The organism is Candidatus Nitrosotenuis uzonensis (assembly GCF_000723185.1).
Lineage (GTDB): Archaea > Thermoproteota > Nitrososphaeria > Nitrososphaerales > Nitrosopumilaceae > Nitrosotenuis > Nitrosotenuis uzonensis.
In genome coordinates this window covers 43,377-68,091 of record NZ_CBTY010000009.1, presented here as the reverse complement: position 1 = coordinate 68,091, position 24,715 = coordinate 43,377, and the positions used below count along the sequence as shown (strand labels likewise).

Annotated in this window: 26 protein-coding genes; 15 read left to right on the top strand and 11 right to left on the bottom strand. The window is 39.8% G+C overall.

The genetic code is table 11. The features are described from left to right. The first annotated feature begins 11 nt into the window (after nt 1-11). The 5 genes from NITUZ_RS05505 to NITUZ_RS05485 all read left to right on the top strand — a co-directional run bounded on the left by NITUZ_RS05505 (nt 12) and on the right by NITUZ_RS05485 (nt 4,320). Nucleotides 12-623: a DUF4367 domain-containing protein gene (locus NITUZ_RS05505; protein WP_177309463.1), complete on the top strand. Its 612-nt coding sequence runs from the start codon at nt 12-14 to the stop codon at nt 621-623. Between the two features lie 99 nt (nt 624-722). After that, complete coding sequence (locus NITUZ_RS05500) at nt 723-1,904, top strand: hypothetical protein (RefSeq protein ID WP_155991398.1); 1,182 nt, start codon at nt 723-725, stop codon at nt 1,902-1,904. A gap of 42 nt (nt 1,905-1,946) precedes the next feature. Beyond that, the gene (locus NITUZ_RS05495) at nt 1,947-2,495 is read left to right on the top strand and encodes an IS5 family transposase (RefSeq protein ID WP_177309462.1); all 549 of its coding nucleotides are present in this window, start codon (nt 1,947-1,949) and stop codon (nt 2,493-2,495) included. 206 nt (nt 2,496-2,701) lie between these two features. Further along, nucleotides 2,702-3,961: a PQQ-dependent sugar dehydrogenase gene (locus NITUZ_RS05490; protein WP_155991395.1), complete on the top strand. Its 1,260-nt coding sequence runs from the start codon at nt 2,702-2,704 to the stop codon at nt 3,959-3,961. Between the two features lie 50 nt (nt 3,962-4,011). Next, nucleotides 4,012-4,320, top strand: a complete 309-nt coding sequence (locus tag NITUZ_RS05485; protein ID WP_048196257.1) for a hypothetical protein — start codon at nt 4,012-4,014, stop codon at nt 4,318-4,320. A gap of 48 nt (nt 4,321-4,368) precedes the next feature. On the opposite strand, the gene NITUZ_RS05480 is transcribed toward NITUZ_RS05485, so the two are convergent. Further along, nucleotides 4,369-4,491, bottom strand: coding sequence for a CxxC-x17-CxxC domain-containing protein (locus tag NITUZ_RS05480; protein ID WP_420887316.1), 123 nt, complete (start codon nt 4,489-4,491; stop codon nt 4,369-4,371). Nucleotides 4,492-4,662: 171 nt separating this feature from the next. Between NITUZ_RS05480 and NITUZ_RS05475 the strand changes: the two genes are divergently transcribed. After that, nucleotides 4,663-5,610 carry a radical SAM protein gene (locus tag NITUZ_RS05475; RefSeq protein WP_048196252.1) on the top strand — a complete coding sequence of 316 codons (948 nt, stop codon included), beginning with the start codon at nt 4,663-4,665 and terminating at the stop codon, nt 5,608-5,610. A 167-nt stretch (nt 5,611-5,777) separates the two neighbouring features. Then, nucleotides 5,778-6,791 carry an aldo/keto reductase gene (locus NITUZ_RS05470; protein ID WP_420887311.1) on the top strand — a complete coding sequence of 338 codons (1,014 nt, stop codon included), beginning with the start codon at nt 5,778-5,780 and terminating at the stop codon, nt 6,789-6,791. Between the two features lie 10 nt (nt 6,792-6,801). Here the strand turns inward: NITUZ_RS05470 and NITUZ_RS05465 are convergent, their stop codons facing one another. Further along, nucleotides 6,802-8,886, bottom strand: a complete 2,085-nt coding sequence (locus tag NITUZ_RS05465; protein ID WP_048196248.1) for a methyl-accepting chemotaxis protein — start codon at nt 8,884-8,886, stop codon at nt 6,802-6,804. 174 nt (nt 8,887-9,060) lie between these two features. On the opposite strand from NITUZ_RS05465, the gene NITUZ_RS09685 reads away from it, so the two are divergent. The 4 genes from NITUZ_RS09685 to NITUZ_RS05445 all read left to right on the top strand — a co-directional run bounded on the left by NITUZ_RS09685 (nt 9,061) and on the right by NITUZ_RS05445 (nt 13,477). Next, a complete protein-coding gene (locus NITUZ_RS09685) occupies nt 9,061-10,560 on the top strand; it encodes a sensor histidine kinase (RefSeq protein WP_052370104.1) in 1,500 nt (499 codons plus the stop codon). 244 nt (nt 10,561-10,804) lie between these two features. Further along, complete coding sequence (locus NITUZ_RS05455) at nt 10,805-11,203, top strand: hypothetical protein (RefSeq protein ID WP_048196246.1); 399 nt, start codon at nt 10,805-10,807, stop codon at nt 11,201-11,203. Nucleotides 11,204-11,378: 175 nt separating this feature from the next. Then, nucleotides 11,379-12,452 (top strand): methyl-accepting chemotaxis protein, encoded by a 1,074-nt coding sequence (locus tag NITUZ_RS05450; protein WP_052370103.1) that lies wholly within the window; start codon nt 11,379-11,381, stop codon nt 12,450-12,452. An 83-nt stretch (nt 12,453-12,535) separates the two neighbouring features. Continuing rightward, the gene (locus NITUZ_RS05445; RefSeq protein ID WP_048196242.1) at nt 12,536-13,477 is read left to right on the top strand and encodes a TerC family protein; all 942 of its coding nucleotides are present in this window, start codon (nt 12,536-12,538) and stop codon (nt 13,475-13,477) included. 23 nt (nt 13,478-13,500) lie between these two features. On the opposite strand, the gene NITUZ_RS05440 is transcribed toward NITUZ_RS05445, so the two are convergent. Genes NITUZ_RS05440 through ileS form a run of 5 tightly spaced genes read right to left on the bottom strand, consistent with a single transcriptional unit; the run spans nt 13,501 to nt 19,338 of the window. Then, nucleotides 13,501-13,668 (bottom strand): 50S ribosomal protein L40e, encoded by a 168-nt coding sequence (locus NITUZ_RS05440; RefSeq protein ID WP_048196240.1) that lies wholly within the window; start codon nt 13,666-13,668, stop codon nt 13,501-13,503. A gap of 28 nt (nt 13,669-13,696) precedes the next feature. Further along, nucleotides 13,697-14,560 (bottom strand): succinate--CoA ligase subunit alpha, encoded by an 864-nt coding sequence (gene sucD, locus NITUZ_RS05435; protein ID WP_420887315.1) that lies wholly within the window; start codon nt 14,558-14,560, stop codon nt 13,697-13,699. 52 nt (nt 14,561-14,612) lie between these two features. Further along, nucleotides 14,613-15,725 (bottom strand): succinate--CoA ligase subunit beta, encoded by a 1,113-nt coding sequence (locus tag NITUZ_RS05430; protein WP_048196236.1) that lies wholly within the window; start codon nt 15,723-15,725, stop codon nt 14,613-14,615. A gap of 32 nt (nt 15,726-15,757) precedes the next feature. After that, the gene (locus NITUZ_RS05425; RefSeq protein ID WP_048196234.1) at nt 15,758-16,087 is read right to left on the bottom strand and encodes a hypothetical protein; all 330 of its coding nucleotides are present in this window, start codon (nt 16,085-16,087) and stop codon (nt 15,758-15,760) included. 56 nt (nt 16,088-16,143) lie between these two features. After that, nucleotides 16,144-19,338 (bottom strand): isoleucine--tRNA ligase, encoded by a 3,195-nt coding sequence (gene ileS, locus NITUZ_RS05420; protein WP_048196232.1) that lies wholly within the window; start codon nt 19,336-19,338, stop codon nt 16,144-16,146. A 124-nt stretch (nt 19,339-19,462) separates the two neighbouring features. Between ileS and purD the strand changes: the two genes are divergently transcribed. Then, nucleotides 19,463-20,728 (top strand): phosphoribosylamine--glycine ligase, encoded by a 1,266-nt coding sequence (gene purD / locus NITUZ_RS05415; RefSeq protein WP_048196230.1) that lies wholly within the window; start codon nt 19,463-19,465, stop codon nt 20,726-20,728. Here purD and NITUZ_RS05410 read toward each other — a convergent pair. Both NITUZ_RS05410 and NITUZ_RS05405 read right to left on the bottom strand, forming a co-directional pair. Then, nucleotides 20,723-21,292 carry a 5-formyltetrahydrofolate cyclo-ligase gene (locus NITUZ_RS05410; protein ID WP_320409004.1) on the bottom strand — a complete coding sequence of 190 codons (570 nt, stop codon included), beginning with the start codon at nt 21,290-21,292 and terminating at the stop codon, nt 20,723-20,725. The genes purD and NITUZ_RS05410 overlap by 6 nt on opposite strands. Beyond that, nucleotides 21,270-22,136 (bottom strand): bifunctional 5,10-methylenetetrahydrofolate dehydrogenase/5,10-methenyltetrahydrofolate cyclohydrolase, encoded by an 867-nt coding sequence (locus tag NITUZ_RS05405; RefSeq protein ID WP_048196228.1) that lies wholly within the window; start codon nt 22,134-22,136, stop codon nt 21,270-21,272. Before NITUZ_RS05405 ends, NITUZ_RS05410 begins: the two co-directional genes overlap by 23 nt. An 87-nt stretch (nt 22,137-22,223) precedes the next feature. On the opposite strand from NITUZ_RS05405, the gene NITUZ_RS05400 reads away from it, so the two are divergent. Then, a complete protein-coding gene (locus tag NITUZ_RS05400) occupies nt 22,224-22,550 on the top strand; it encodes a winged helix-turn-helix domain-containing protein (protein WP_048196226.1) in 327 nt (108 codons plus the stop codon). Here the strand turns inward: NITUZ_RS05400 and NITUZ_RS05395 are convergent. Continuing rightward, nucleotides 22,530-22,910, bottom strand: coding sequence for a hypothetical protein (locus tag NITUZ_RS05395; protein ID WP_052370102.1), 381 nt, complete (start codon nt 22,908-22,910; stop codon nt 22,530-22,532). The genes NITUZ_RS05400 and NITUZ_RS05395 overlap by 21 nt on opposite strands. Before the next feature lie 47 nt (nt 22,911-22,957). Then, nucleotides 22,958-23,419, bottom strand: coding sequence for a cupredoxin domain-containing protein (locus tag NITUZ_RS05390; RefSeq protein ID WP_048196223.1), 462 nt, complete (start codon nt 23,417-23,419; stop codon nt 22,958-22,960). 211 nt (nt 23,420-23,630) lie between these two features. On the opposite strand from NITUZ_RS05390, the gene NITUZ_RS10350 reads away from it, so the two are divergent. Together NITUZ_RS10350 and NITUZ_RS05385 are read left to right on the top strand one after the other, a co-directional pair. Further along, nucleotides 23,631-23,765: a hypothetical protein gene (locus NITUZ_RS10350; protein WP_275040824.1), complete on the top strand. Its 135-nt coding sequence runs from the start codon at nt 23,631-23,633 to the stop codon at nt 23,763-23,765. A 7-nt stretch (nt 23,766-23,772) separates the two neighbouring features. After that, nucleotides 23,773-24,714 carry a COG1361 family protein gene (locus tag NITUZ_RS05385; protein ID WP_052370100.1) on the top strand — a complete coding sequence of 314 codons (942 nt, stop codon included), beginning with the start codon at nt 23,773-23,775 and terminating at the stop codon, nt 24,712-24,714. Nucleotide 24,715: the final 1 nt, after the last annotated feature.

Genomic DNA, 24,715 nt, shown 5'->3' with positions numbered 1-24,715 from the left:
GGAGTGAGAAGATGAATAAAAAAACTATAGGAATAATCTCATCAGGTCTTGCTGCGACAACACTAATTGTGTTTTTCGTAGCTTATGGACTTGAACTACCTCAAGAACAATCACAAAAAGAGAATGGACTAGTTCCATCCGATGTGCCATTTTTGAGCATAGCTCCAAAAATACCAGTAAGTACGCAAGAGGAAGCAGCCACAAAAACATCACAAAAAGTAAGCTTTCCAACATACCTACCTACTGGTTACAAAATCCAGAGAGCTAGTGTTGCCGAAGATATAAAATCAACCATAATCATGGCTTCTTCTCAACCTATCACTCCAGAAACAACAATAGGTGAATTCACCTTTAAACAAAAAGGAATCACTATCTACATGGAGCCTCTTGGAGATACTTTCAATGAGAAAGAATGGACTAATCTCTGGATTGAAGACAATACTGGTAGGCAAATAACCGTCAATGGCTTCAATGGTGTAATAAGCGATGCAAAACAAATCAAGCGATTTGATGAAACAATAGATGAACCTGCACGATTAGTACTGTTCAAGGATGGCTTGATGATATCGCTAAAAGCGATGTTACCTTCCGAAGAACTAGTAAAAATTGCAGAGTCATTATGATCCCTTTTTTTATTTTTGTTTTAATGTTTTATTTTCTACAAATAACATAGAAGATTCCATAACACACTTTAAGAATCTGAAATAAATAACGAGTAGCAAATGAAATCAGTTCTAATGATTATTTCTGGACTCTTCTTTGTGTGTTTATTGTCAGCTGCGTACGCAGATCCAAATGTTAAATTTACATTATTTGATATTTTATTATCACCACAGGATTTTGATAGGCAGGGACCATTTCACCAGATATTAATCCTCAAGCCGGGCGAGGAAGCAACGATCCCAATCAGAATTAATAATACCGATTCAACTGAGCATGAAATTAATTTCAATATTCCTTTTCCTGAAAACACACAATCTTTTATTGAAGAATATTCGTTTGAGCCACAAACAATTCGTGTTCCATCAAACTCTGAAAAACAAGTCTTGCTACATCTTAAAATCAGAAACAACACCGATACACCGTGGGGAACAGTAGAATTTGTAGCACAAAGCAAGATCTTTGGTATGAGTGGGAAATACTTCTATCTTGTAATTGGTGACAAAGACAAAATCACTGAATTAGATCCGTTGATTGACTACTCATTGAGGGATAGCTTGCCAATTCCTGCAGTTCCAAATCTTTCAAATGATTTCCCAACAAATCCTTCTGAACTTCTACAAGAACTGGACAAAATAATGCCAAAGGATTTTGTTGCCCCAAGATACCTTCCAAAAGGATACTCGTTTCAAGGGCAAAGCACGCCCCCTCCTTTTCTTGGGTTGATTTTTGCACCAGCTAAAATCACAAACACTACAGAATCAAGTAATTTTTTACACTCTGATTCAATACTGATATATTCTGAAGCAAACTCTCCAAACTTTAATTTGACTAGCTGGATGCAAGCTTATGTTGCACAAAATGAGGGAAAAGAGATCATGATAAATGGCTTGAAGGGAATAGCGATTGAACTAGAGGAGAGAATGACTACAGAAGGAATCAGGTATGAATATCCAGCTGAGCTATTTCTTTTTACACCAAATACCATGGTTGAGCTACGGGGAAACGTACCACTTGAAGAACTCATTACTATGGCTAAATCAATGCATCCAGTTGATGAAAATCCAGTAAAAACATCAGTACTGTCTCCTCTTATGCAATTCAAGGCTGGAACACCGTTACAACAAGTTAGTTGTAAAGATGGATTAGAACTACTAATGAAGACAAGCAATGAAAATCCCATTTGTGTTATACCTGAAACAAAATCAAAATTAATTGAGCGAGGCTGGGCAAAACTGTTGTGACTTAGAGCCTATCCTAAAATCATATCATCCTGAATGCATGATGTGTCTGCAATTCCGGATTTTACCGTCATCCGAGTCAACAGGCTTGACATCAAACAAAAACCAATCAAATCAAAACACAACATCGTTTTGGCAATCGATTCTACAGGCATCAAGCTAACAAATCGGGGTGAGTGGCTGACACAAAAATGGCAAAAGAAAAGGAAGGGATTTTTGAAAATACATGTAGGCGTCGATATAGAGACAAAACAAATCCTGGCAGTAAAGGTAACAGATGAGCATTCACATGACTCAAAACACCTCAAATATCTGGTACAAGAGTCTGCCAAACACGGAACAATAATCAAGACATTGTGTGATGGTGCCTTTGATTCCAGGGAGTCATTCTCCTATCTGGATGGGAGAAACATCATCCCTGCAATCAAGGTGAGGAGAAATTCCGTGCCAAAATCAAAAGGATGCTACCTGCGAAAGATTGCTGTAATGGAACAGCTGGCAGATTATTCCAAATGGGCATCTAGCGTAAGCTATGGTTCTAGATGGATTGTAGAATCTGTGTTCTCCAGTATGAAAAGAATGTTTGGTGAGTAGGTCAGATCCGAGAAGAAACGCAACATGATACAGGAGCTGATGCTCAAAATATCATTGTACAACATGTTTGTGATGGCATAGACTGGTACGATAACCTACTGGAAGGTATGGAATTATGTGGATTTGTGCGACAGAGCGTAGTTTTACTACTTGTTTCATAAGAGACGTAAAGGATTAAAATAATTGCAGTAAACTATTCAGCTAGATTGTTCGCTAAATACATAGTACTCTCCGCACTACTATTGACTCTTCTGACATACACTCAGAATGTCCTAGCACAGGAATTTCCACAACATGGCCTAAGAGTGGAAACCATTACAGATAATCTGACAATTCCTTGGGCAATTGCGTTTTCTCCTGATGGAAGAATATTTGTGACTGAAAGAACTGGAACATTGCGCGTAATCGAGAATGGCTCCTTACAAAGCGATCCAGCTTTGAAGCTAAATGTAGGAAGAGCTGAGGGCGGCCTGCTAGGACTAACCTTAGATCCAAATTTTGAACAAAATCATCACTTGTATCTGTACTATACGTATTCCGAATTTTTATCAACGTATAATCGGGTTTCAAGATTTACAGAGTCAAATAACAAAGTTGCTGACGAGTTTATACTAATTGACAAAATTCCCGGGGCTCCCATTCATGACGGAGGAAGAATAAAGTTTGGTCCTGATGGCAAGCTTTACATAACTACGGGAGATGCTGCTATCGCATCACTTGCCCAAGATCCAAACTCACTTGCTGGGAAAATACTGAGAATAAATCCTGATGGCACCATACCAGATGACAACCCGTTTGAAAATTCACCGGTATATTCATATGGGCACAGAAATCCGCAAGGCCTTGATTGGGATCCTAAGACGGGCATGTTGGTTGCAACTGAGCACGGCCCATCCGGAGAGCGTGGGTTTGCACACGATGAGATCAACATAATTCATCCCGGTAAAAATTACGGCTGGCCGGAAGTCATTGGCAATGAGCATGACTCTAGATATGTAAACCCGTTATTTCATACTGGAAATGTAGCATGGGCTCCATCAGGGGCAGCCTTTTATGATGATGACAAGATACCTGCTCTGAAAGGAAAGTTCCTTGTGGCAAACCTACGAAGTGTGCATCTGCACGCCTTTGAAATTGACGCAATGCACGGTAAAATTCTTTCAGAACAGTCTTTATTTTCAGGAACTTTTGGCAGGCTTCGCGATGTCCACGTTGGTAATGATGGCTTCATCTATTTGCTTACCAGTAACAAGGACGGTCGTGGCTCCCCTGCACCAAATGATGATAAAATCCTGAAAATACTGCCTATGATGCCAACACTACCTCCACTAAAACAGATGCGAGAAGGAATGGCTGTAGAATGCAGCGACGGCTTTGAACTTGTAATTAAGGCATCCAATGGCAATCCAGCATGTGTAAAACCTGCAACAAAGCTTAAACTCATGGAGAGGGGTTGGGCACACTGATCGTAGCCCTAAAAATAAATTTAATTAAAACAACACATTCTTTACATACTATGTTATTTGGTGTATTTGCTACCCACAATCCTGAATCCTGTCCTCTGAATAACAAAAATAGCAAGAGAATATTCATAGAGATGGGCGGCAAGCTTAAAAGCGCTCAGAGAAAATTCAGAATCGCAAAGATAATCGGATTTTACATGTCAGTACTTGAACATCAATGGGTGATAATGATGGATGCAAAAGATGCACACGACATAGAAAAATTCTGCATCGAAGTAGGAATATCTGCAATAAGTACTGTAAAAATAGTGCCTATGAGCGACTTTGCCAATTCGTTAAAAAAATTCAAGTCATTAGAATAGAATGCAGAAAAAATTTAGACACAAAAATTACTTCTAGTCTTTAAAACCCTAAAATCTTCTTTGTGTTCTGTGTTTTGGCAAACATTCGCGACAGTAAACTGGCCTTCCTTCCTTTGGTTCAAAAGGTACCTCTGCTTGTTTGCCACAGTCTGAGCAAGTACATGGGTACATTTTTCTATCTGGATTGTCCATTGGCCTTCACCCCTCTGGGCCACATAATAACCATTAGTTCTAAAAAAATCACCAATCCTGTCTTATTATTGAATGCTTGTTGATCTTAGTGTGGTGGAGTAGCAATATGACATGCGTATGGTTTTTTTGTCACTATGTAGTTAAGTTACCATGGAAATAATGGGTCGCGGCCTTAAGCAAATTCTTCAAGAATCTCCTTGCTATTTTCATATATTTTCCAAATTTTTGGCGTATAGACTATTTGGCAAAAAAAGCCCACTTTATGGCTCTGCTGATATAATCAATGTCTGCAACCTCCATTGCACACATTGCTATTGGTGGCTAAACAGAAAGGAAAACGAAGAGATGACTTTAGAGGAATGGAAAGAGGTGATCGATAACAAATTCAAAAGACAACACGTGTTTATCATAACGTTAGTTGGCGGCGAGCCAACATTGCGACCCGACGTCGTAGAACTATTCATAAAGGAATTTCCAAAGCGGGTGTGCCTTGTAACAAATGGAACAAAACCGCTAAAAAAATACAATGACATCTACTTTTATTGGATATCAATTGACGGGACACAAGAAATACACGATAAAATACGCGGACACGGTGCATATTCTGCAACAAGGAAAAACGTAATGGACTATGTACAAAAAAACGGCAGTAAAGCATACAAGGACATCTGGATTACAATGACCATTAACTCACTAAACTATCATACTGTAAGTGACGTAATAAAAGAATGGCGTCAGTATTCTAACAAAATAGGATTCCAATTCCACACTCCTTTTGCCAAAGGTGATCCACTATGGATGCCGTTTGGTCCAGAACGTACGCAAGTCATAGACAGTATAATATCTATGAAGAACAAATATCCGGATTACATTATAAATCCGACAAAGCAGCTCGAGTTAATGAAGAAAAATTGGGGAGGGCACGGAACAACACCCATTGACTGCCCAACTTGGGCAATACTGTCCGTGGATCACATGGGAAGAGAAAAGCGCCCATGCTGCATTGGTAGTGCAGAAAAAGATTCGATGAAACCTATATGCGAGGACTGTGGCCTTGGATGCTATTCGGTTCTTGTAGGTTATGGATTCAGAGGCTAACAAACTTACAACATTCAATAATATGGTGGACGAAATTATTTTCTACACAATATGTTTTATGCGGTTATAATATCGCACAAATTGATTGAACATCAAAACTCCCACAAGAAACTAATGTCAATCTAGCAAATCACTACGTTTTTGTTTTTCAACATGTATGTATGCGTATGGCTACAACAATTGAAATGCATAAACTAGCTGATAATCTGCAAATTTGTAGGATATTAAATGGAATGTGGCAAGTCTCCGGCTCTCATGGCAGTATAAACATGATGACTGCGTTAAACGAGATGATCAAATACCATGATTGCGGCTTTACAAGCTGGGACATGGCTGATATCTATGGTCCTGCTGAAATGCTTTTTGGTAGATTCAATGATGTGCTAGCATCAAGAAACGATGTCGAGACTACAAAATTAACTGGACTGACAAAATTTGTCCCCCATCCAGTTACAATGACAAAACGTCTTGTTGAGAACGCAGTTAGACGATCTCTGCAAAGAATGCATGTTTCCATACTGGATCTGATCCAGTTTCATTGGTGGGATTATCAGAATTCTAGCTATCTTGACGCTCTAAGACATCTTGACGATCTAAAGCATGCTGGACTTTTACGCCATTTGGGGCTGACCAATTTTGATACCCAAAGAATGCAGGAGATATCTGATGCAGGACTCAGATTTGTCTCAAATCAAGTCCAGTATTCAATACTTGACCAAAGACCTGCGGTCCAAATGGAACAGTTTTGTAAGAAAAACAAGGTCGGTCTTTTAGCCTATGGTACATTGGCAGGAGGATTTTTCTCAGAAAAATATCTTGGAAGGCCAGAGCCATCATGGTCTGATCTGAACACGGCGTCCCTTCAAAAATACAAACACATTATTGATGTTTGGGGAGGCTGGGACTTATTCCAACAGTTGTTAAGAACGTTGTCTATAATAGCGAAAAAACACGGTGTAAGCATAGCAAACGTTGCAACAAGGTACATTCTTGATAAGCCTCATGTATCTGGTGTGATAATAGGAGCAAGACTTGGCATTTCAGAACATATTACTGATAATGCAAAAACATTTGATTTTCAGCTTAATCCTGATGACCAGGCACAAATAGATGAATTTTCAGCACTGTCAAATAATTTGTTTGATCTAATAGGAGACTGTGGTGATGAGTATCGAAATTAAAAAAAGGGGATTAGTTTTTAGTCAATCTTATCTTTGCCAGTATTGACTGTTGATTCGGTGCCTGCTTTCGCTCTTCTGAATTCTCATTTAATTCCAGCTTGAATTTTGCTACTGTCGATTGTAACTGCATTGCAAGATCTGCCAACTGGTTTGCTGCGTTGGAAATCTCATGCGTCTGTGATGTTTGTTCTTCAACTGCAGCAGATGCTTCTTCTGTTGCCGCTGCATTTTCTTCAGAAACTGCGGCAATTTCTACTACGTCCTCTGAAACAGTCTTGACTTTTATCATCTGCTGATATGTGGATTCTGAAAGATTCCTTACTGTATCTGAAACATTCCTGATGTTCGCAGCTATGTCGTGCAGTGTTTTTAACGAAGAGTCAATTACCATCTTTCCCTGATTTACTTCGTTTGCACTAGTCTCAATTTCTCCTACTACTTGTTGAGCATGTTCTTGTATTTGCTTTAGTTTGGAATCTATCTCATCAGATGATCTTGCAGAGCTCTCAGCTAAACGTCGAACTTCATCTGCCACAACAGCAAATCCTCGTCCTGCTTCACCCGCTCTTGCAGCCTCGATTGCAGCATTAAGCGCCAATAGGTTGGTCTGATCTGCGATCTGTTTGATTACCTCTAGCACTGCAGTTATTTCATTGGTCTTTTCTGCAAGTGCCTTTACTTTTTGTGCAGATTCGTTGGTTACGCGAATTATTTTGTTCATTCGCTCACCTGCTTCCTTTGCTGACTCGGTACCTTTTTCTGAGAGCAATCCTACCTGATTTGAAATTTCAACTGATTCTTTTGCGTTAGTTGACAGATCGTTCATGGATTTGGCCAGCTCCTCTACTACGTGCTTGGATTTCTCTATACGCTGCGCCTGAGTCTGAGAGCCTCTTGATACTTGGTCCACAGTAGTTGCAATCTGCTGTATTGCCGAGTTCAATTCTGTTCCTGAGGCTGAAAATTGTTGTGCGCTTGATGAGACTGACTGCGATGCAATCTGCACCTCACCTAGAACCTTTTTGAGATTCTCTACCATCTGTCTTTCGGAATTGACAAGAATTCCTATCTCATCTTTTGCCTTTGACTCTGGTATTGTAGCTGTTAGGTTGCCTTCACTTATCTTCTTTGCAACATCTGCTGCATCTCTGATTGGTCTTGAAATTGATTTGGACATAAAGAATGCAAATGTTCCAACTACTGCTGCAATAATACTTCCTGTAATAACATACATGTTTTGCAATGCTACAACTGGAGCTACAATCTCGGCCACATCAAATTCAGCTATTACAACAAATCCTAATTCTGGTTCACATTTTGACGTGCCAAATATCGGAACTCCTCTGTAATCTGGATAGATCAAAGCCGAGATGTCCTTGCCTCTCTCAACGCATTCTTTTACAGGAAGTGTGTCTACTCTTTGGACAAATTCCAGACCCTCGCTGAACCTGGATGGACTTATCATCACTTTGTCAAAGTTGACTATGTATGTCTCACCAGTCTCGCCCAATCCTTCTCTATCTAACAATACTTGGTCAAGTGCTGGAACACCGGTTTGCGCAATTAGAACCCCAATCTTTTTGTTTTGCTGATCAAAGATTGGAACTGTTGTCACTGCCACTCTTTTTTGACTATCTTGTGTATATTCTCGGTATGGTCGCTCAAGGCCCATTTGGAAGAACTTGTTAGAAAAGTAGCTCTGGCCTATCATTGAACGATCCTGAGCATACAGCACATCCCCGTCAATTGAGACTATTCTGAAGTTATGGTATCCGCTTTCTCCTCCCGTGGATTCTCTGATGCGATTCAATACGTTATCCAATGCAGTCGGATCCTCTGATCCTAGGGCCGCATCTATTATTTCCGGCGTCTGGGCTGCTTGAACTAGCTGTTGTATTCTAAATACGTTAAGCTGTTCAAGAGACTTTGCTCTGTCATTTGTGAGTGTTTTTAGCTGGTCTGATGCTCTCTGCTCTAGCGATTCCTGAGAATTACTGAAGCTGATTACCGAGATTACTACCATTGGAATCATTGCCACAGTAAGAAACAGACAGATGAGCTTCACATTCAGTGAGCGTGTCAGTATATTCTTCATTATCACACCCTTTAGTTTTTGTAATTATAGGCTCATGCTTGTTCGAGCCAAACAACTATGAAAGTATGATGATTCGCTTTTATTATCTTCCTAGGTTATCATAACATTATTTGTCTTTATGTGTCCAATTTCATTTATCAAGTGTTTTTAAAACGATATCGAGGAACCGTTAGCGTGCTGATAAGACATAAACTGTTACTTGGCTTTCTTATAATAATTGCAATAACCATCCCTAATGGAGTAATAGGATATCTCAAAGTTGAACAAAGCCTCACAAAAATCGAAAACGACATTTTCATAAATCTACATGACGTCAAAACTGCGTCTCACCTTAACAATCTGGCCATTCACATGAAATATTATGATGAGGTGTTGACACAGGCTGCAAGAAACTATGCCTTTACAGGCAACGAGAAGTGGTCGAATCTTTATTTTGATACTGAACCAGAGCTGAATAGGATAATCAAGGAGGCCATATCAATAGGAGATGAGCAAGAGAGATTAATTTTTACAAATATAGGCGATGCGAATTCTGCTCTGGTGGATCTTGAACATAAAGCAATCCAGCTTAGAATGGAAGGAAAACCTGAGCAGGCTGTCACATTACTGGAAAGTCAAGAATACTGGCAACACAAGGACATGTACAAAAACACGCTTGAAAGATATGCAAAAATCAAGGGCTTTGAATATGATAACGCGTATGATATGTCAACAGCTAATTTGGAAAATTCCATACGTGATGTGGGGCTAGTTCTTGCTGAGGCAAAATCGTTACTCTATGTGGGAATTCCGATAGTATTGTTAATTGCGATATTGTTGAGTTATTATATATTCAAATCCCTTGCCACACCAATAAATCAACTAAAACAGACAGTTGAGAAGATATCTGGTGGGAATTATGATGTGGAATTCCCAAAGAACAGAACAGATGAGATAGGAGATCTTGCAAAGAGAATGGAGTCAATGGTACGATCATTTAGGGCTGCGCTTGAAACCGAGTTACAGCTGACTTTGGCGCAAGAAAAATTAAAGACAGAAAAACTTACTGCTATAGGTGAGCTTGCCGCACGAATTGCTCACGATCTTAGAAACCCGCTTTCTGTCATCAAAAATGTATGCGAAATAATGAAAATGCAATATGGGCAAAAAGATCCTAAAATTCAAGAGCATGTTATGAGGATGGAAAACTCCATACAGAGAATGTCCCACCAAATAGACGATGTCCTGAACTATGTTAGAAACACCCCGATACAAAGGGAGGTCGTTTCATTAAAAGACATAATATTGCGTTCGATTGAAGACTTGCAAATACAGAAAAATGTAACGATAAACCTACCAAACAACGATGAGAAGATCAACTGTGACGAGCAAAAAATACGTACTGTGGTCTCTAATATAGTCCTAAACAGCGTTCAGGCAATGGGCGGAATAGGCACAATAAGCATAAAAATCAAAGGCTACACAAAGCATGTCAGCATAGAAATATCTGATTCCGGTCCTGGAATTCCCGAAGATATTCTTCCAAAAATATTTGAACCCTTGTTTACAACAAAACAGACTGGAACCGGCCTTGGGCTTTCAAGCTGCAAAAACATTGTAGAACAACACAATGGGACAATCACTGTAAAAAACAACCCCACTACATTCACCATTACACTTCCACGCCTCTCTTAAATCTAAATTTTATATTCTCACCAATCGGAATAATATTATGTGCCAGCATGATTCCACTGACTCATTTCGCCGTGGACATAAGAGAATGGATGATGGCAAGAAGGACGGGGATGAATTCGAATCTCACTTTAAAACCTCCATGCTTTTCACAAAATCGATGAAGGCACTATAATTTTGCATATTTGTTGTATGTGTGTTTTCTACAAACACGTCCTAATACGAGGGTTTTATGAATCGTGCATGTTTGGAATCTCTTCACACCAATTCTGAGTTCAAAAAAATCAGCCTGTTGCCAGACCATCTTACAATTGAAACGATCGCCTCATCTCATTCGCCTACTCAACTAAAACACATTGTAGAAAACAAGGCATCTGATGCAGCAACACGCGCAGCTAATCTGTTATTACAGGATGCATCACTTACAGATAAATCATTTAAAATGGTCTCAATAATTGCATCAGGTATCGGCTCTTCTGTTCTGCAATATTATTTCAGAGCTGGAAGGGCCTACATAGAAATAAACCACAAATTAGGGCTTGTAGGTAACATGTTTTTCAGGGCAGCATTTGATGATTTGTTTGGAACTGGAAAATATCATCTAATTGAGCAGGAAAACAGTCTTTGCATAATATGTAGGACATAGAAGTTTTTTAGACGCAAATAACAAAAACAAACTTACCACAGTCTGCAGCAAGTGTTGCAATTATGCTTTTGTTACTTGCAGTCTTGTGAAATTTCTACAAAATTTGCTTATAAAACACAGTGTTTGTTTAAAATAACAATACAAAATATTCTATTGGGTTTGTCCAAGTATACTCGTGCAACAATCCGAACTACAGCAAGGAAAAAAATTCACGCTTGAAGAGGTAGTCCAATTCACCGACTTGATTGCTGAAAAACTCAACAATGCAATAGACAAGGTAGACAACATAAATCACAAAACACACGTTCTCTCAGTAAATGCGTCTATAGAAGCTGCCAGAGCTGGAACATACGGGCGACCATTTGGAATAGTTGCAACTAATATGAGTGAGCTCTCAGAAGAGACCACCAAAATCACTGAAAAGATGCGAAATGATACAAAAGAAATCCTAAATGTGGGGGCAATGATAAAAGTACAGGCAAAAGACTACAGAGGAAACAGACTTTCTGATCTGGCGCTTGTTAACATAGATTTGATTGATAGGAATCTCTATGAAAGAACTGCTGATGTCAGATGGTGGGCCACTGATGGCAGTGTAGTTGATGCCCTTACAAAAAAGAATGCCGAATCATATGATTGTGCATCAAAACGCCTTGGTGTGATCCTGCAGGCGTATACGGTGTACTATGATCTCGTTCTAGCCGATACTGATGGAAAAATAGTGGCAAATGGCAGTCCAGAAAAATACTCATCAACAAATCTTTCCGTTGCTGACTCTAAATGGTTTACAAGTGCTATGAAGACAAAAAGTGGCAACGAATTCGGTTTCGAATCAGTTCACCATTCTCCTCTGGTAAGTAACAACCTTGCACTTGTCTATTCATGTGCTGTGAGGGAAGGCGGCAATACAAAAGGTGGTATAATTGGGGTTTTGGGCGTGATTTTCAAATGGGAGTCTCTTGCACAAACCATCATACAACAAACGCCTATAGATGACGAAGAAAAAAAGAAAACCAGAATTTGTATTACTGATGATGATGGATTAATTCTGGCGGACTCTGATGGCAAGATGCTCAAAGATAAGATCCAGTTTGACAAGAAAACAAGCCTCTATGCGGAAAACAAGAACTATCTTTTTTCGGAATATATGGGCTATGATGCATGCCTTGCCCACGCACATTCTCAAGGATTTGAAGGTTATTCTACGGGATGGCATTCTATCATAATTCAAAAACTGGCAAATATGTAAAAAACCCGCCCCTGATCCCCAACTTAACCACTCGATCTGTAACCAATGTATATTATGTGTCTCCTATCTGACTGATTTGATACATGAACGATATCGGCTTGCTGTGGATACTGTTCTCCCTATTTGTTGGCATCTCTTTGGCAATAGATCTTGGCGTATTTTCCAAACTACGCAAAAATAAACCGGAACATGACACCCCACCATTCAAAACTGCGCTAACTTGGACTATAGTGTGGATTTCACTAGCAGGAGTGTTTGCTGGAATAATTTACTTTGACATGGGAGAAGAAAAACTAGTGGAGTTTGTCACTGGCTACGCACTAGAGAAATCATTGAGTGTTGATAACATGTTTGTATTTTTGCTGATCTTCACATCGCTGAATATCCCCCATAAATTCCAGCACCGTGTACTCTCAATGGGTATTCTTGGAGCAATTGCAATGAGGATACCTCTAATCCTTGCCGGCGTTGCCCTTCTTGAAACATTCCATTGGATGATCTATCTATTCGGGGCGTTTCTTATCGCCACCGCAATCAGGATGCTGATGCAAAGAAAGGAAAAGAAGATTGAGGTTGAAAAGAATCTTGCCATTCGCGCACTCAAAAAGATAATGCCTGTAGACTATGAGGTAAAGTCTCCCAAATTCTTCATAGTAAAAGATGGCGTAAGATATGCAACTCCTCTTATAGTCGCCCTTGTAATAATAGAGTTTACCGACTTGTTGTTTGCCTTGGATTCAATACCTGCGATCCTGGCCATAACTACTGACTCATTCATTGTAATTACATCTAACATATTTGCCATCTTGGGATTAAGAAGCCTGTATTTTCTTTTAGCGGGCATAATGGAAAAATTCTACTATCTAAAACCTGGCCTGATAGCAATACTTCTGTTCATAGGTGTTAAGATGATTGTTGCAGAAAAAATCGAGATTCCTACAGTATTATCGCTTTCTGTCGTGATGGGCATCCTTGGAATAGCACTTGCACTATCATTTGTAAGGGCGCGCAGACACAGAGATTAGCTAAAAAGAATACTTGCCCGAAGCTACTTTTTGGCGCCAAGTGTTCTGTTCTTCAGCCTCAGAAAGCTTCCATGGCATTTTCTGCATCTTGATGCTGCCAGTGAATTTCTGACCCCGCAGTTTAGGCAGATCTTCATATGAAGTCGTGCTGCTTGTGCGATTCTCTTCTTTTCTGGATCAGTTATTGGCATCTTAATTTAGACCTCAATGATGTACTTTTTAGTCTTTGGATTTTTCCAGCTTGCCTGCAAGCAAAATGGCAACTTCGTTAGGCCTTTTAGCCACTGGTATGTTGGCCTTGTTAAACATGGCAATCTTTGATTCTGCTGAACCATACGTTCCCATTACAATTGCGCCTGCATGACCCATTCTTTTTTCCTTTGGTGCACGGCGGCCTGCAATGTATGCAACAATCGGTTTTTTGAAATTGGTGTCAATTATATGCTGAGCCAAAATCTCTTCAGAGTCTCCGCCTATCTCTCCTACTATTACCATGCCTTCAAGACCTGCGTCATCTTTGACCATATCAAAGGCGTCTATGAGACGAGTCCCATTTACTGGGTCTCCTCCAATACCAATTGTTATTGATTGTCCAAAGCCGGCTTTTGTCAATGTGTTTGATATCTCGTAGAGCAAAGTGCCACTCTTTGAGAGTACTGCAATATTGCCTGGTTTGAACGGGCTTGCCGGCATGATTCCGATCTTTATAAGTCCTGGAATCATCACGCCTGGCGTGTTGGGGCCTATCATTATTGCATCTTTTTGTTTTGCGATCTCTAGCACTTGCATTGTATCTCTGATTGGAACGTGTTCTGGGATTGCTACCAGCAGCTTTATTCCTGCATCAAGAGCTTCTTTTGCAGCGCCCAAAAAGAACTTGGCTGGAACAAATACTATTGAAATTTTGGCACCGGTTGCATCGACTGCCTCTTTGACGGTGTTGTAAATTGGTACTCTATCATCAAACTTTTGTCCGCCTTTACCCGGTGTAACTCCTGCTGCGATGTTTGTACCATAATCTAGCATGGCTCTTGCATGAAGCGAACCAAAAGTGCCTGTTATTCCCTGCACAATCACGGGCATTCTCTGATAATTACCGTTTGAATCTTTGTTGCCACGTAGAATTTCATAAATGTTAGCCACGCTTGCTTACCTCCATTACTACGCCGTTTATTGCATCTTCTACGGAATCAAACATGCGTGTTTTCGTGTTCTTTAACATTTCTTTTGACTTTTCCGATTCTGAGCCCATGAGTCTTGCATAAACTGGAAGATCAATCAGCTTGTCATCATACGCTTTGATAAATGCAGATGCAACAGTGGTAGTCTTTACAATGCCACCATACAAATTCACAAGAATTGCTTTCACTTTTTTCATTTTGCTGATTAGCGTGAGTGCCTCATAAACTGATTCTGTTGTTGCTCCTCCTCCAACATCAAGGAAACATGCTGGTTTTCCACCGTTATCTGCCAGCATATCTAATGTTGACATGACGAGGCCAGCGCCATTTCCAACGACTGCAATGTTGCCATCTAGTTCCACAAGTGTAAATCCGCTCTTTTCAGCACGTTCTTCAAGCTCTGTTTTTTCTTGATACTTGCCCATTTCAGGATGTCTGAAATTAGAATTATCATCCGTTATCACCTTGCCATCAAGTGCTAAAAGTGAACCATCTTTGAGAAGTGCAACCGGATTTATCTCTGCAAGCTCGGCTTCCTTTTCGATAGTAAGCTTTGATAGCTTTTGCAACATGTCCACAAAATCTGAAATCGCTCTCCCTTCCAATCCTATCTGCTTTGCAATCTCCTCTGCAAGTGCCGGACTTACGTCTCCTAGACCGACCTCTCGAATTACCTGGTTTTTGACAGACTCTATTTCTACACCACCCTCGCCTGATGCTATAACGGTGTAGCAGCGTTTACTTCGATTCAAAAACAGCGAGAGGTAAATCTCTTTTTCATACTCCGCCATCTTTTCAAGTAGTATTGCACGGGTTTTCTCACCTTTTATTGACATCCCGAGAATTTGCGGATATTTTAGCTCAAATTCGTCCGTATTGTGGCACTTTTGGATGCCTCCTGCCTTGCCGCGCCCGCCTACGGGAACCTGAGCCTTGATTACAAACGGAAATCCAAGCTCTTGAGCATGCTTTCTTGCCTCTTCGATGTTCTTTGATGCCATGCCTCTTGGAGTCTTTATGCCGAACTGACCAAAGAGCTCTTTTGCTTGGTATTCTAAAAGTCGCATGGACAAATTTTTTTACAGGTCTTTATATTCTGTTAGCTCATCTGTTCTTCAAGAAGTTCTATTGTCTGCAAAAACAGATCCTTGCTTTTTCGTAGCAATCTAGGGGGAAACTCGTCGAACGTGTAGATAATCTGTTGCCTGAACGTAGGTGGAACAATGCCGCCTGATATCACAAGCTGTTCTATGACATATCTTTCTGCCAGAGTGCATACGATCTCCTCATATGAGCTGTCCTCTTCTTCTAATACCTGCCTGTAAAGCACGATTGGCGAGCCGGTCTTGGAGACTATGCCCGATGCCTTTTTCAACAATTCCTCAAGGTGTTGAACCTGCCATGCATCTAGGCTTATCTGTTTTACCATACCTGTTATACTCAATTTTGATATTTAACCTGCCTGATTTGCTAAAAGCTAGCTTCTCACTCTACTGTAATTCGGATTTTTTGACCATCAATGTCGTCATCTTTGTAGTTTTTACCAATTCCAGTAAAGTCGATCTGTTTTACTCTCACCAAAAATGCCAATTCATCTGATCTTTCCTTGACCATCTCCAAGGATTCTTGATCAAGTTCCAGAATAGACGCAGTGTGCAAAATATCTGTCGGATTGTAGCCTCTTTCCTTCCTTAATGTCTGTAGTCTTCTTGCCAGATCCTTTACTAAACCGCGTGCCATCATTTCACGATTTCTTGTGGTAGAGATAAACACCATGAAATTGTCTCTTTGCGAGAATGCGTAACCGTCTTTTGAATCGAAACTGACTATAAAGTCTTCCTTATCAAGTGTGATTTTCGTATCTCCTATCTCAAAGGTGTAGGCGCCTCCGCTCAATAGGCTGGAAACTATGGTTTCTGGCTGGGTGGCTGAAAACTTGGACAGCAACAATTCCATATGCTGCTTTGCCTTTGGCCCGATTCTTTTTCTTTCCAATTCTACAATAGGTTTGATTGGGGCGCCTATTTTTTGTAGCTCTGATAACAACTCCAGCCCTGTCTTGCTTTCAATCTCGACTATTTTTACCTCCTCTACGTTCATCTGGGACATCATGAGGTCTCTGAGTAATTCCAATTTTGTCTTCTGCCCCTTTCTTAAGCAGATTATTGCCTCATCGAGCGGCCATCTTCGTTTTAGCTTAGCCTTCATTCTTGCTGCAGCAGAAATTGAAACTACTTCTTTCATCAGATCAAATGACTCCTCAAGTTGCTCATCAAGCAGCTCATGCCTTACAGTCGGCCAGTCCTGCAGTAGAATACTCGTATCATCAAATGTACACAGATACAAGTATTCGCTGGTGTAAGGACATAATGGGTGTATGAGTATGTCTAGAGTTCTGAGCACTTCATGCAAAACTGCATAGATGGCAAGACGTCGGTTACCCTTTGAACTATCTTCGTCCCAGAGCTCTGCCTTAGTGATTGGTATGTATACCTGACTGAGCAAATTTATTACAAAATCTTCAATAGACCTTGCAGATTCGTGAAATCTGCATCTGTCGTTATTTTCTTGTATGTCTAACACAATCTTTTGTAGCTTGGATAAAATCCATCTATCTGGAGTTTCGAGGAGCCTGTTTTGATGCGCCCATGATACGGGCGTCTTGGAATTATCAAACTTGTCATATTCGCTGTTCTGTTTGAAGTACAAGTGCAGATGATATAGCGTATTGAGGATTTGATATGGCCTTGACATCATCTCATCGGTGCTAAAATTGATGGGCTCTATCGGACTTGATTTCCAAATAAAGTAAAACCTTACCAGATCTACGGAGTATTTTGTAAGCATTTCCTCAGCGTCCATTACGTTGCCTAGGCTCTTGCTCATCTTGTTTCCGTTTTTGTCAAGAACATGTCCTTGAAACAAAAATGACTTGAATGGCGAGATGGGCTTGTCATTTAGTATGACGTTCTCAATTAACAATGTGTATGCCCAACCTCTGGTTTGATCTATGCCTTCGGTAAGAAACGGAGCGGGAATCCCTTTTTTGTATTCCTCATCTGTGAGTGAGGAGTAGGGGGCTGAACCGCTGTTATGCCAAGTATCCAGAACAAATTTTTCTCGTTCCATTTGGGTACTGCATTTTCTACATTTGATTAAAACCCTGTCAATCCATGGTCTATGCAACTCAAAATTTGGACCGTCAGGAAGATCTGAGGCTGCTGCAACTATTTCCTTTCTTGAATAGAGTCGCTCAATATGACCACAGTTCTTACAATTCCATATTGGCAATGGGCAGCCCCAGAATCGCTCTCGTGAGATACACCATGGGTGCTTTTCTTTTATTATGGCTAGGAATCTATTTTTTGGCTGATCAAAAAAATACTCCACATTTGATGCAGCCTCGACTGCTTTCTCGCCGAGTCTATCTAACATGTAAAAGAATTCTCTTCTTGCCAACCACACTATTGGATGTTTTGAACGCCAGCACAGTGGATATTTGTGTTTTATTCTGCCTATTCTAACAAGAGCGCCGGCATTTTTTAGATCTTCAACAATCTGCCTGTCGGCATCTCTCACAAACATTCCTGAATAAGAGCCTGCATCATCCGTGAACTTTACCTCATCATCAATAGGACTAAAGATAGGCACGCCTCTTTTTTTTGCAATCTCATAATCATCCTCGCCGTTTGCAGGCGAGAGATGGACAAGCCCACTGCCAGTATTTGCATCCACAAACGATTCGGCAACTGCAAGGTGAATCGTGGACTGTTTGGACATTTCCTTTAATTTTGGAATCTTATCAAGAAGAGGATGAATGTATTTCACTCCATCAAATTCTGCTCCTTTGAGCGTCTTGATTATTTGATAGTTATCAATTTTTACTTCCTTCATTAATTCTTCAAGTCTTTTTTGCCCTACAACCCATGTCTCATTTTCTACTTTTACATAATGATAATCTTCATCTGGGTTAAGCCCAACCATTGCATCCGTTACAAGAGTAAACGGCATGGTAGTCCAAATTATAAGATAGACATCATCATTTGCAAGCTTTACCTTGTAGTAAAGTGACGGGTCTTGAACTATATCGTATCCTTGGTTTACTTCCCCATGACTGAGTGATGTCTGACAGCTTGGACAGTATGCGACTACTCTATACCCTTCTGTCAGAATGCCTGTCTCATGCGCTTTTTTCAAGAATTGCCATTCACGTTCTATGAATTCGTCTTTGTAAGTCCAATATGCATTATCTTGGTCAAATGACATACCAAGCAGCCTGTCTACCTGGACCCATTTTTCGTTGTACTTGTGAACTATCCTTTTGCATTCTGCCACTAATTTTTCAATTCCTACCGTTTTTAGAATCTCTGATTTTCCGCCTGTTATTCCGAGCTCTTTTTCTGCCTGCAATTCTACTGGCAAGCCCTGCGTATCCCATCCTGCGTTAAATCTAACTCTGTAACCTTTTAGCGTCATGTACCTGTACCATAAATCCTTGATGACTCGTCCTCTGAGATGACCTGCATGCGGGATTCCATTCATAGTTGGAGGCCCTTCAATGAAGACTATTTCGCCCTGTTTTTTAGAATCCCAAATAATTTTGCGTAAATCGGCGTTTTTTAAATGGGCTCTGATCTCATCTTCAATTTTTTTTGAGTCAAAATCTCTTGCTAACTGCAATACTGATTTGATGTTTGATCTGATTTTATAAAGCTAGACACATGCGAATTGTTTCTAAACAACTCATCTGACATTGCTTTGAAGACAACTTGGATTAATATACGAGATTCAAAAACTCGCATTATTGAGAAATATTCTTGTAGTTGGATCGGGAGGACGTGAACACGCCCTAGGCTGGAAGCTATCTCAATCAAGACTGGTAGATAAGATCTTTTTTGCACCTGGGAATGGGGGAACTACAAACAACGTCGCAATATCTGCGGAAGACATAGACAGGTTGGCAGAGTTTGCAAAGAAAAATGACTGCTTTACTGTAGTAGGACCAGAAGTGCCTCTATCTCTTGGTATAGTTGACAAGTTTATCGGTGAAGGATTGAACATATTTGGGCCCACAAAGGCAGCAGCTCAGCTGGAATCAAGTAAAATATGGGCAAAAGAATTCATGAAAAAGTATGGCATCCCAACTGCGCCTTTTGCAGTATTTGATAATGCCGACAAGGCAAAAAACTATGTTAAATCCTTGGATTATGATGTGGTAATCAAAGCAGACGGACTTGCGGCAGGAAAGGGTGTAATTGTATGCTCTAGTAAAAACGAAGCATTTGAGGCAATAGACACGATGCTGATAAAGCAAACGTTTGGAAATGCAGGAAAAAAAATCATAATCGAAAAAAAAATTGATGGTGTAGAGGCATCGTATATTGCATTATCTGATGGCAATGTGGCAATACCGATGGCGACAAGCCAAGATCATAAACGCATCTTTGATGATGATAAAGGACCAAATACTGGCGGCATGGGCGCATATTCTCCTACGGGAGTCATAGATCAAGACCTAGCAGATGTAATACAACAAGATGTAATTGATAGAACTGTGGAATCTATGAAAAAAGAAGGGATCCAGTTCAAAGGCTTTTTGTATGCAGGCATAATGATCAGTGGCGGAAAACCATACGTTCTTGAATTCAACACAAGAATGGGTGACCCAGAATGTCAGCCCATATTGATGCGTATGGATTCTGATTTGTATGAGTATCTTAAAGCAAGCTCAGATGGAAGTCTTGATAATCTGCCACCAATATCGTGGAAAAAACAAACTGCTGTCTGTGTGGTCTTGGCATCCAAGGGGTATCCTGACTCTTACTCAAAAAATGAGCCAATATCTGGCTTGGAAAATATATCTGGAAATAATATTATGGTGTTTCATGCAGGCACTAAAAGGGAAAATGGTAAAATATTGACAAATGGCGGACGGGTTCTTGGCGTTACTGCACTTGGGGATACGCTGCAAGACGCAATCACAAACGCCTATTCTGCCGTGGCCAAGATCACATGGGATAACAAGTACTGTAGAAACGATATTGGAAAAAAGGGCCTTGCCTATCTATGATGTGTTTATCACATCGTCTTCTGTGACTATCCATTGTATGGTTATGTCGTGCTTTGATCTTGGAATGCTCTTTACTAATAGCTTTGAATATGTTAACGCAATTGTTGTTGCAGTTGTGTTTGCTAGAAATCTGTCATAATATCCCATTCCGTACCCTAACCTTTGACCTTCTTTTGTCATTGCGATGGCCGGCACCAGTATGATGTCAAAGTTGTTAGTTATAGGGCAACTTAGCTTTGGCTCCATTATACCGAATTCGCCTTTTTCCAATTCGTCAAAGCTTCTTACCTCACAAAAGACAATCTCATCTTCTACCACTCGAGGAAGTGCAACCGTCTTGCCGTCTGCTAATATCTCTTGTATTATGCTGCCTGTCTTTACTTCACTTCCGATAGAATAATACCCCGCAATTTTTTTTGCAACCCGATAGACTTCAATTTTTTTCAGATTTTTTTGAATCTGCTTACTTGCTATACTAATATAGTCAGCTGATATGGTGTCGCGTTTTTGTAATAACAGCCTACGAAGACTAGATTTTTCCTTATCTTCTTGCAAATCTGGCACTCATTGATGCTGCAGTGACTGTGTTTTTTAAAAGCATTGCAATTGTCATGGGGCCAACACCTCCTGGCACAGGTGACGCAAATGCTGCCTTTTGTATGATACTATCAAAGTCACAATCACCGACTAACTTTCCATTCAATCTTGCTGTGGCCACATCAATGACGACTGCACCTTCTTTTATCATATCCTCAGTTAAAGTAAATTTAGCTCTGTCTCCTACACCTGTTATGATTATGTCTGCCTGTCTGCAGATCTCCTTGAGGTTTTTTGTTTTTGAGTGACAAGTTGTTACCGTTGCATCTCTTTCAAGCAGTAAATGATACAACGGTTTTCCAAGAAGATTACTCCTGTTTATTATTACTGCATTCTTTCCGTTAACGTCTATTCTATAATGATCTAACAGTTCCATGATTCCTGAGGGTGTACATGCTTTAAGAACTGCTTTTTTCATGGAAAGCAGTCCTGCATTGTGTGGAGTAAGTCCATCTACGTCCTTTAGCGGTGATATTCTTGAGGTTGTCTCAAACTCATCAAGTTGTTGTGGTAGAGGAAGCTGCACTAAAATTCCATGAACCTCAATATCCGCGTTTAGTTTGTCGATAAGCGTATTAATCTCAATCTGAGTCAAGGTCCTCTCTAGCTTGTGATCCTTTGTTTTTATTCCGACATCAGCGCATGCTTTTTGTTTGTTTCTCACGTATGTGGCAGAAGCAGGATCATCGCCGATTAAAACAGTTGCAAGACATGGCTGTATACCTTGTGATCGTAATTCTTCAACTGCCTTTTTTACTCGTTCTTTTACTATGTTTGAAACTAGAACTCCGTCAATTTTGGTGCCGACCAATATCTGTCTGTAAGATTAATTGTATTTAATGTAATCAAATGGAAATTTGGTCTTATGCTTAATTAGAACTTCAAATTCTAAAAATTAATGACGGTCACAAAGAGATACAGGGATAAAATCTACATAGTAAAGGACATAATTGTACTGCTTGCCCAGCATGGTCATCTCAATCAGACCGCGCTTGTAAGTTATAGTGGTCTTAATCTAAAAAAACATAAGCATATACTGGAAGAACTGGAATCCAACGGAATGATCGCAAAATCAATAGTAGAAGATGGTAAGCGCATAATAACAATTTACAAGGTAACTTCAAAAGGACTAGACTTTTGCAGGAATATAATTGAGCCTTACGAAGAACTGTTTCCAAGAAAGCCGTCAGGAACACAAAACAATCTACTCATCATCCTCATCTAGTTTGAATTGAGATGATATCTTCTCATCGATCTCTTCTTTCCGTTTGATGTACTTTGCATATCTTTCATTCCATGATTTTAGCATAATGTACTGTCTAATTCCTAGCATCAACCACACTATGGAAATTACTATTACAGTGCCAAGCAGAGCAGAAAGAAACATACCAAATTCATCATATTCATCAAGTATGAAGTAAAACTGTTCATGCGTAATTAGATATACTGACATGCCTATTGCAAACGGCGCTAAAATCAACGCAGATATTGAAATTCCAACAAGAAGCATTCTAATCTTCTGTATTTTGTCTACAAAAGATTCTATTATCTCCAATACTCCATTTCTTGAGTCATTATCTGACAACGTCAATTCCTCTTACAATAAAAAAAGCATATGTGATGTATTTCATATTACTCGATCGTTATACTACCTGTCATTTCTGGGTGCAGAGTGCAATGGAAGTAAAACTGTCCTGCCTTATCTGCAACAAATGTAATTGATTGGGTTCCAAAGTACCCAATGTCGTTGGTGTGTACGTTGAATTCATCCAAGTTAAGATTATGTTTATCATGATCTTCATTTATTATGTGCAGTGAAATAAGCTCCCCAACTCTGGCATGTATTATTGGCTTGTATGTGGGCTCGATGTTTTTTTTAGCACCTTTTGTAGATGTTGTAACAAAAATTGGACCGTTTTTAGAGTCTATCACCTTAATGTAGTGGTTTGATGGGGCTCCAAACACAGGATGTGTGGAATTAACAGGTATTGTTGATACCACTGCAAAATATCCAACTGCAACTAGTACGACTGCAACTAATCCTGGCAATAATATCTTACGAAACGATCTACTCGAGTATGTACTTTTTTTCAATACCCTAAATCATGTCCTTGAATATATAACGAATAATTAACATAGTTAACTATGATCAAGGTAGGGATAGCAGATTTACGCATATGCATTTTAATTATATCTGTTGCACCATCCCATATGTGATAAATAATTGATATTCTCGTTCAATTCTGGTTATGCACGAACGCACTTTAAATCAGTTTAAATTTAAGAAATTATAATCTGTTTTGAATTGAGCAAAGAAAAACACGATGATAAACATCCAGACTTGTTCTTTACAGAACTTAAAAAAGAATCCGAAAAAATCAACGAATTTGCTAAAAGACAAAAAGAACTCAAACAAAAACACATACAGTCTATGCGGTAAAAGATAGATGAAAAAAATCCTGTTGATGCTGACCTTGATGGCATTGCCTGCAATAATACAGGCGACTGAAGGTGCAACTATAAAACACACTATGGACGGTGCAATGGATATCTCTATGAGTTATCCTGACATCGTTATGTCTGGAAGAGATTTTGAGCTAACCGTATTTGTCCAAAATAATGGTTGGGAAGACAAACAAGATATTCGATTTGTAATTACTAGTCAAGACGAGTCAATTCTGATAAAAAACAACACTGTTTCAATCGAACGGCTCTCCAAAGGCAGCTCTTACGGAAGTACAATCAAGTTCACTGTAGCCTCTGATGCCAAGCCGGGAACACACTATCTTAACATGTTATACTCACAAGTGCTTTTGAGCAACAATGAAATACCAACTCCGCTGAATTCGAAAAACATAGCAATTCCAATAGAAATAAGAAACGAACCCAAGATTCAGATTAACACGATAGTGCCGTCCGCAATATTTCCTAATGCAGAATTCCCCTTTGATGTGAATATACTTTCATCTGATATAGATCTAAGGGATGTTACCGTCAAAATAATTGCTCCTGACGATGTTACGTTCAGAGGGCAATCAACACATACTTTTTCTTTCATATCAAGAGGTGAATCATTACAAATTCATTCCCAAATTATTACAGAAGATGTCGAAATTACATCTGAGCACAAAGTACCATTCGAGGTGGTGGTTAGTTATACCGATGATGTTGGTAAGGAGAAGACTACCTCAAAGACTGTTTCATTACTCCTAAGGCCTAGAACCCTTATGGAATTCACAACAGATGGGGGTGTCTGGATTGGTGGGTTTTTCCTTGCTCCATATGTGAGTATAGGAACATTGGTAGGCATACCTGCAGGGACACTCTTCTCAATACTGGTTCATCGTCTACAAAAGAAAAAAAGTGGTAAAAAGCGTAAAACAAAGTGAT

Bases quoted from the DNA above. Each gene is read 5' to 3' on its own strand.
- NITUZ_RS05475 (WP_048196252.1), top strand. From the start codon at position 4,663: ATGGAAATAATGGGTCGCGGCCTTAAGCAAATTCTTCAAGAATCTCCT.
- NITUZ_RS05430 (WP_048196236.1), bottom strand. From the start codon at position 15,725: ATGCGACTTTTAGAATACCAAGCAAAAGAGCTCTTTGGTCAGTTCGGC.
- NITUZ_RS05500 (WP_155991398.1), top strand. From the start codon at position 723: ATGAAATCAGTTCTAATGATTATTTCTGGACTCTTCTTTGTGTGTTTA.
- NITUZ_RS05485 (WP_048196257.1), top strand. From the start codon at position 4,012: ATGTTATTTGGTGTATTTGCTACCCACAATCCTGAATCCTGTCCTCTG.
- NITUZ_RS05385 (WP_052370100.1), top strand. From the start codon at position 23,773: ATGAAAAAAATCCTGTTGATGCTGACCTTGATGGCATTGCCTGCAATA.
- NITUZ_RS05480 (WP_420887316.1), bottom strand. From the start codon at position 4,491: ATGTACCCATGTACTTGCTCAGACTGTGGCAAACAAGCAGAGGTACCT.
- sucD (WP_420887315.1), bottom strand. From the start codon at position 14,560: ATGCCCGTGATTGTGCAGGGAATAACAGGCACTTTTGGTTCGCTTCAT.
- NITUZ_RS05440 (WP_048196240.1), bottom strand. From the start codon at position 13,668: ATGCCAATAACTGATCCAGAAAAGAAGAGAATCGCACAAGCAGCACGA.
- NITUZ_RS05505 (WP_177309463.1), top strand. From the start codon at position 12: ATGAATAAAAAAACTATAGGAATAATCTCATCAGGTCTTGCTGCGACA.
- NITUZ_RS05465 (WP_048196248.1), bottom strand. From the start codon at position 8,886: ATGAAGAATATACTGACACGCTCACTGAATGTGAAGCTCATCTGTCTG.
- NITUZ_RS05445 (WP_048196242.1), top strand. From the start codon at position 12,536: ATGAACGATATCGGCTTGCTGTGGATACTGTTCTCCCTATTTGTTGGC.
- NITUZ_RS05425 (WP_048196234.1), bottom strand. From the start codon at position 16,087: ATGGTAAAACAGATAAGCCTAGATGCATGGCAGGTTCAACACCTTGAG.
- NITUZ_RS05400 (WP_048196226.1), top strand. From the start codon at position 22,224: ATGACGGTCACAAAGAGATACAGGGATAAAATCTACATAGTAAAGGAC.
- NITUZ_RS05470 (WP_420887311.1), top strand. From the start codon at position 5,778: ATGGCTACAACAATTGAAATGCATAAACTAGCTGATAATCTGCAAATT.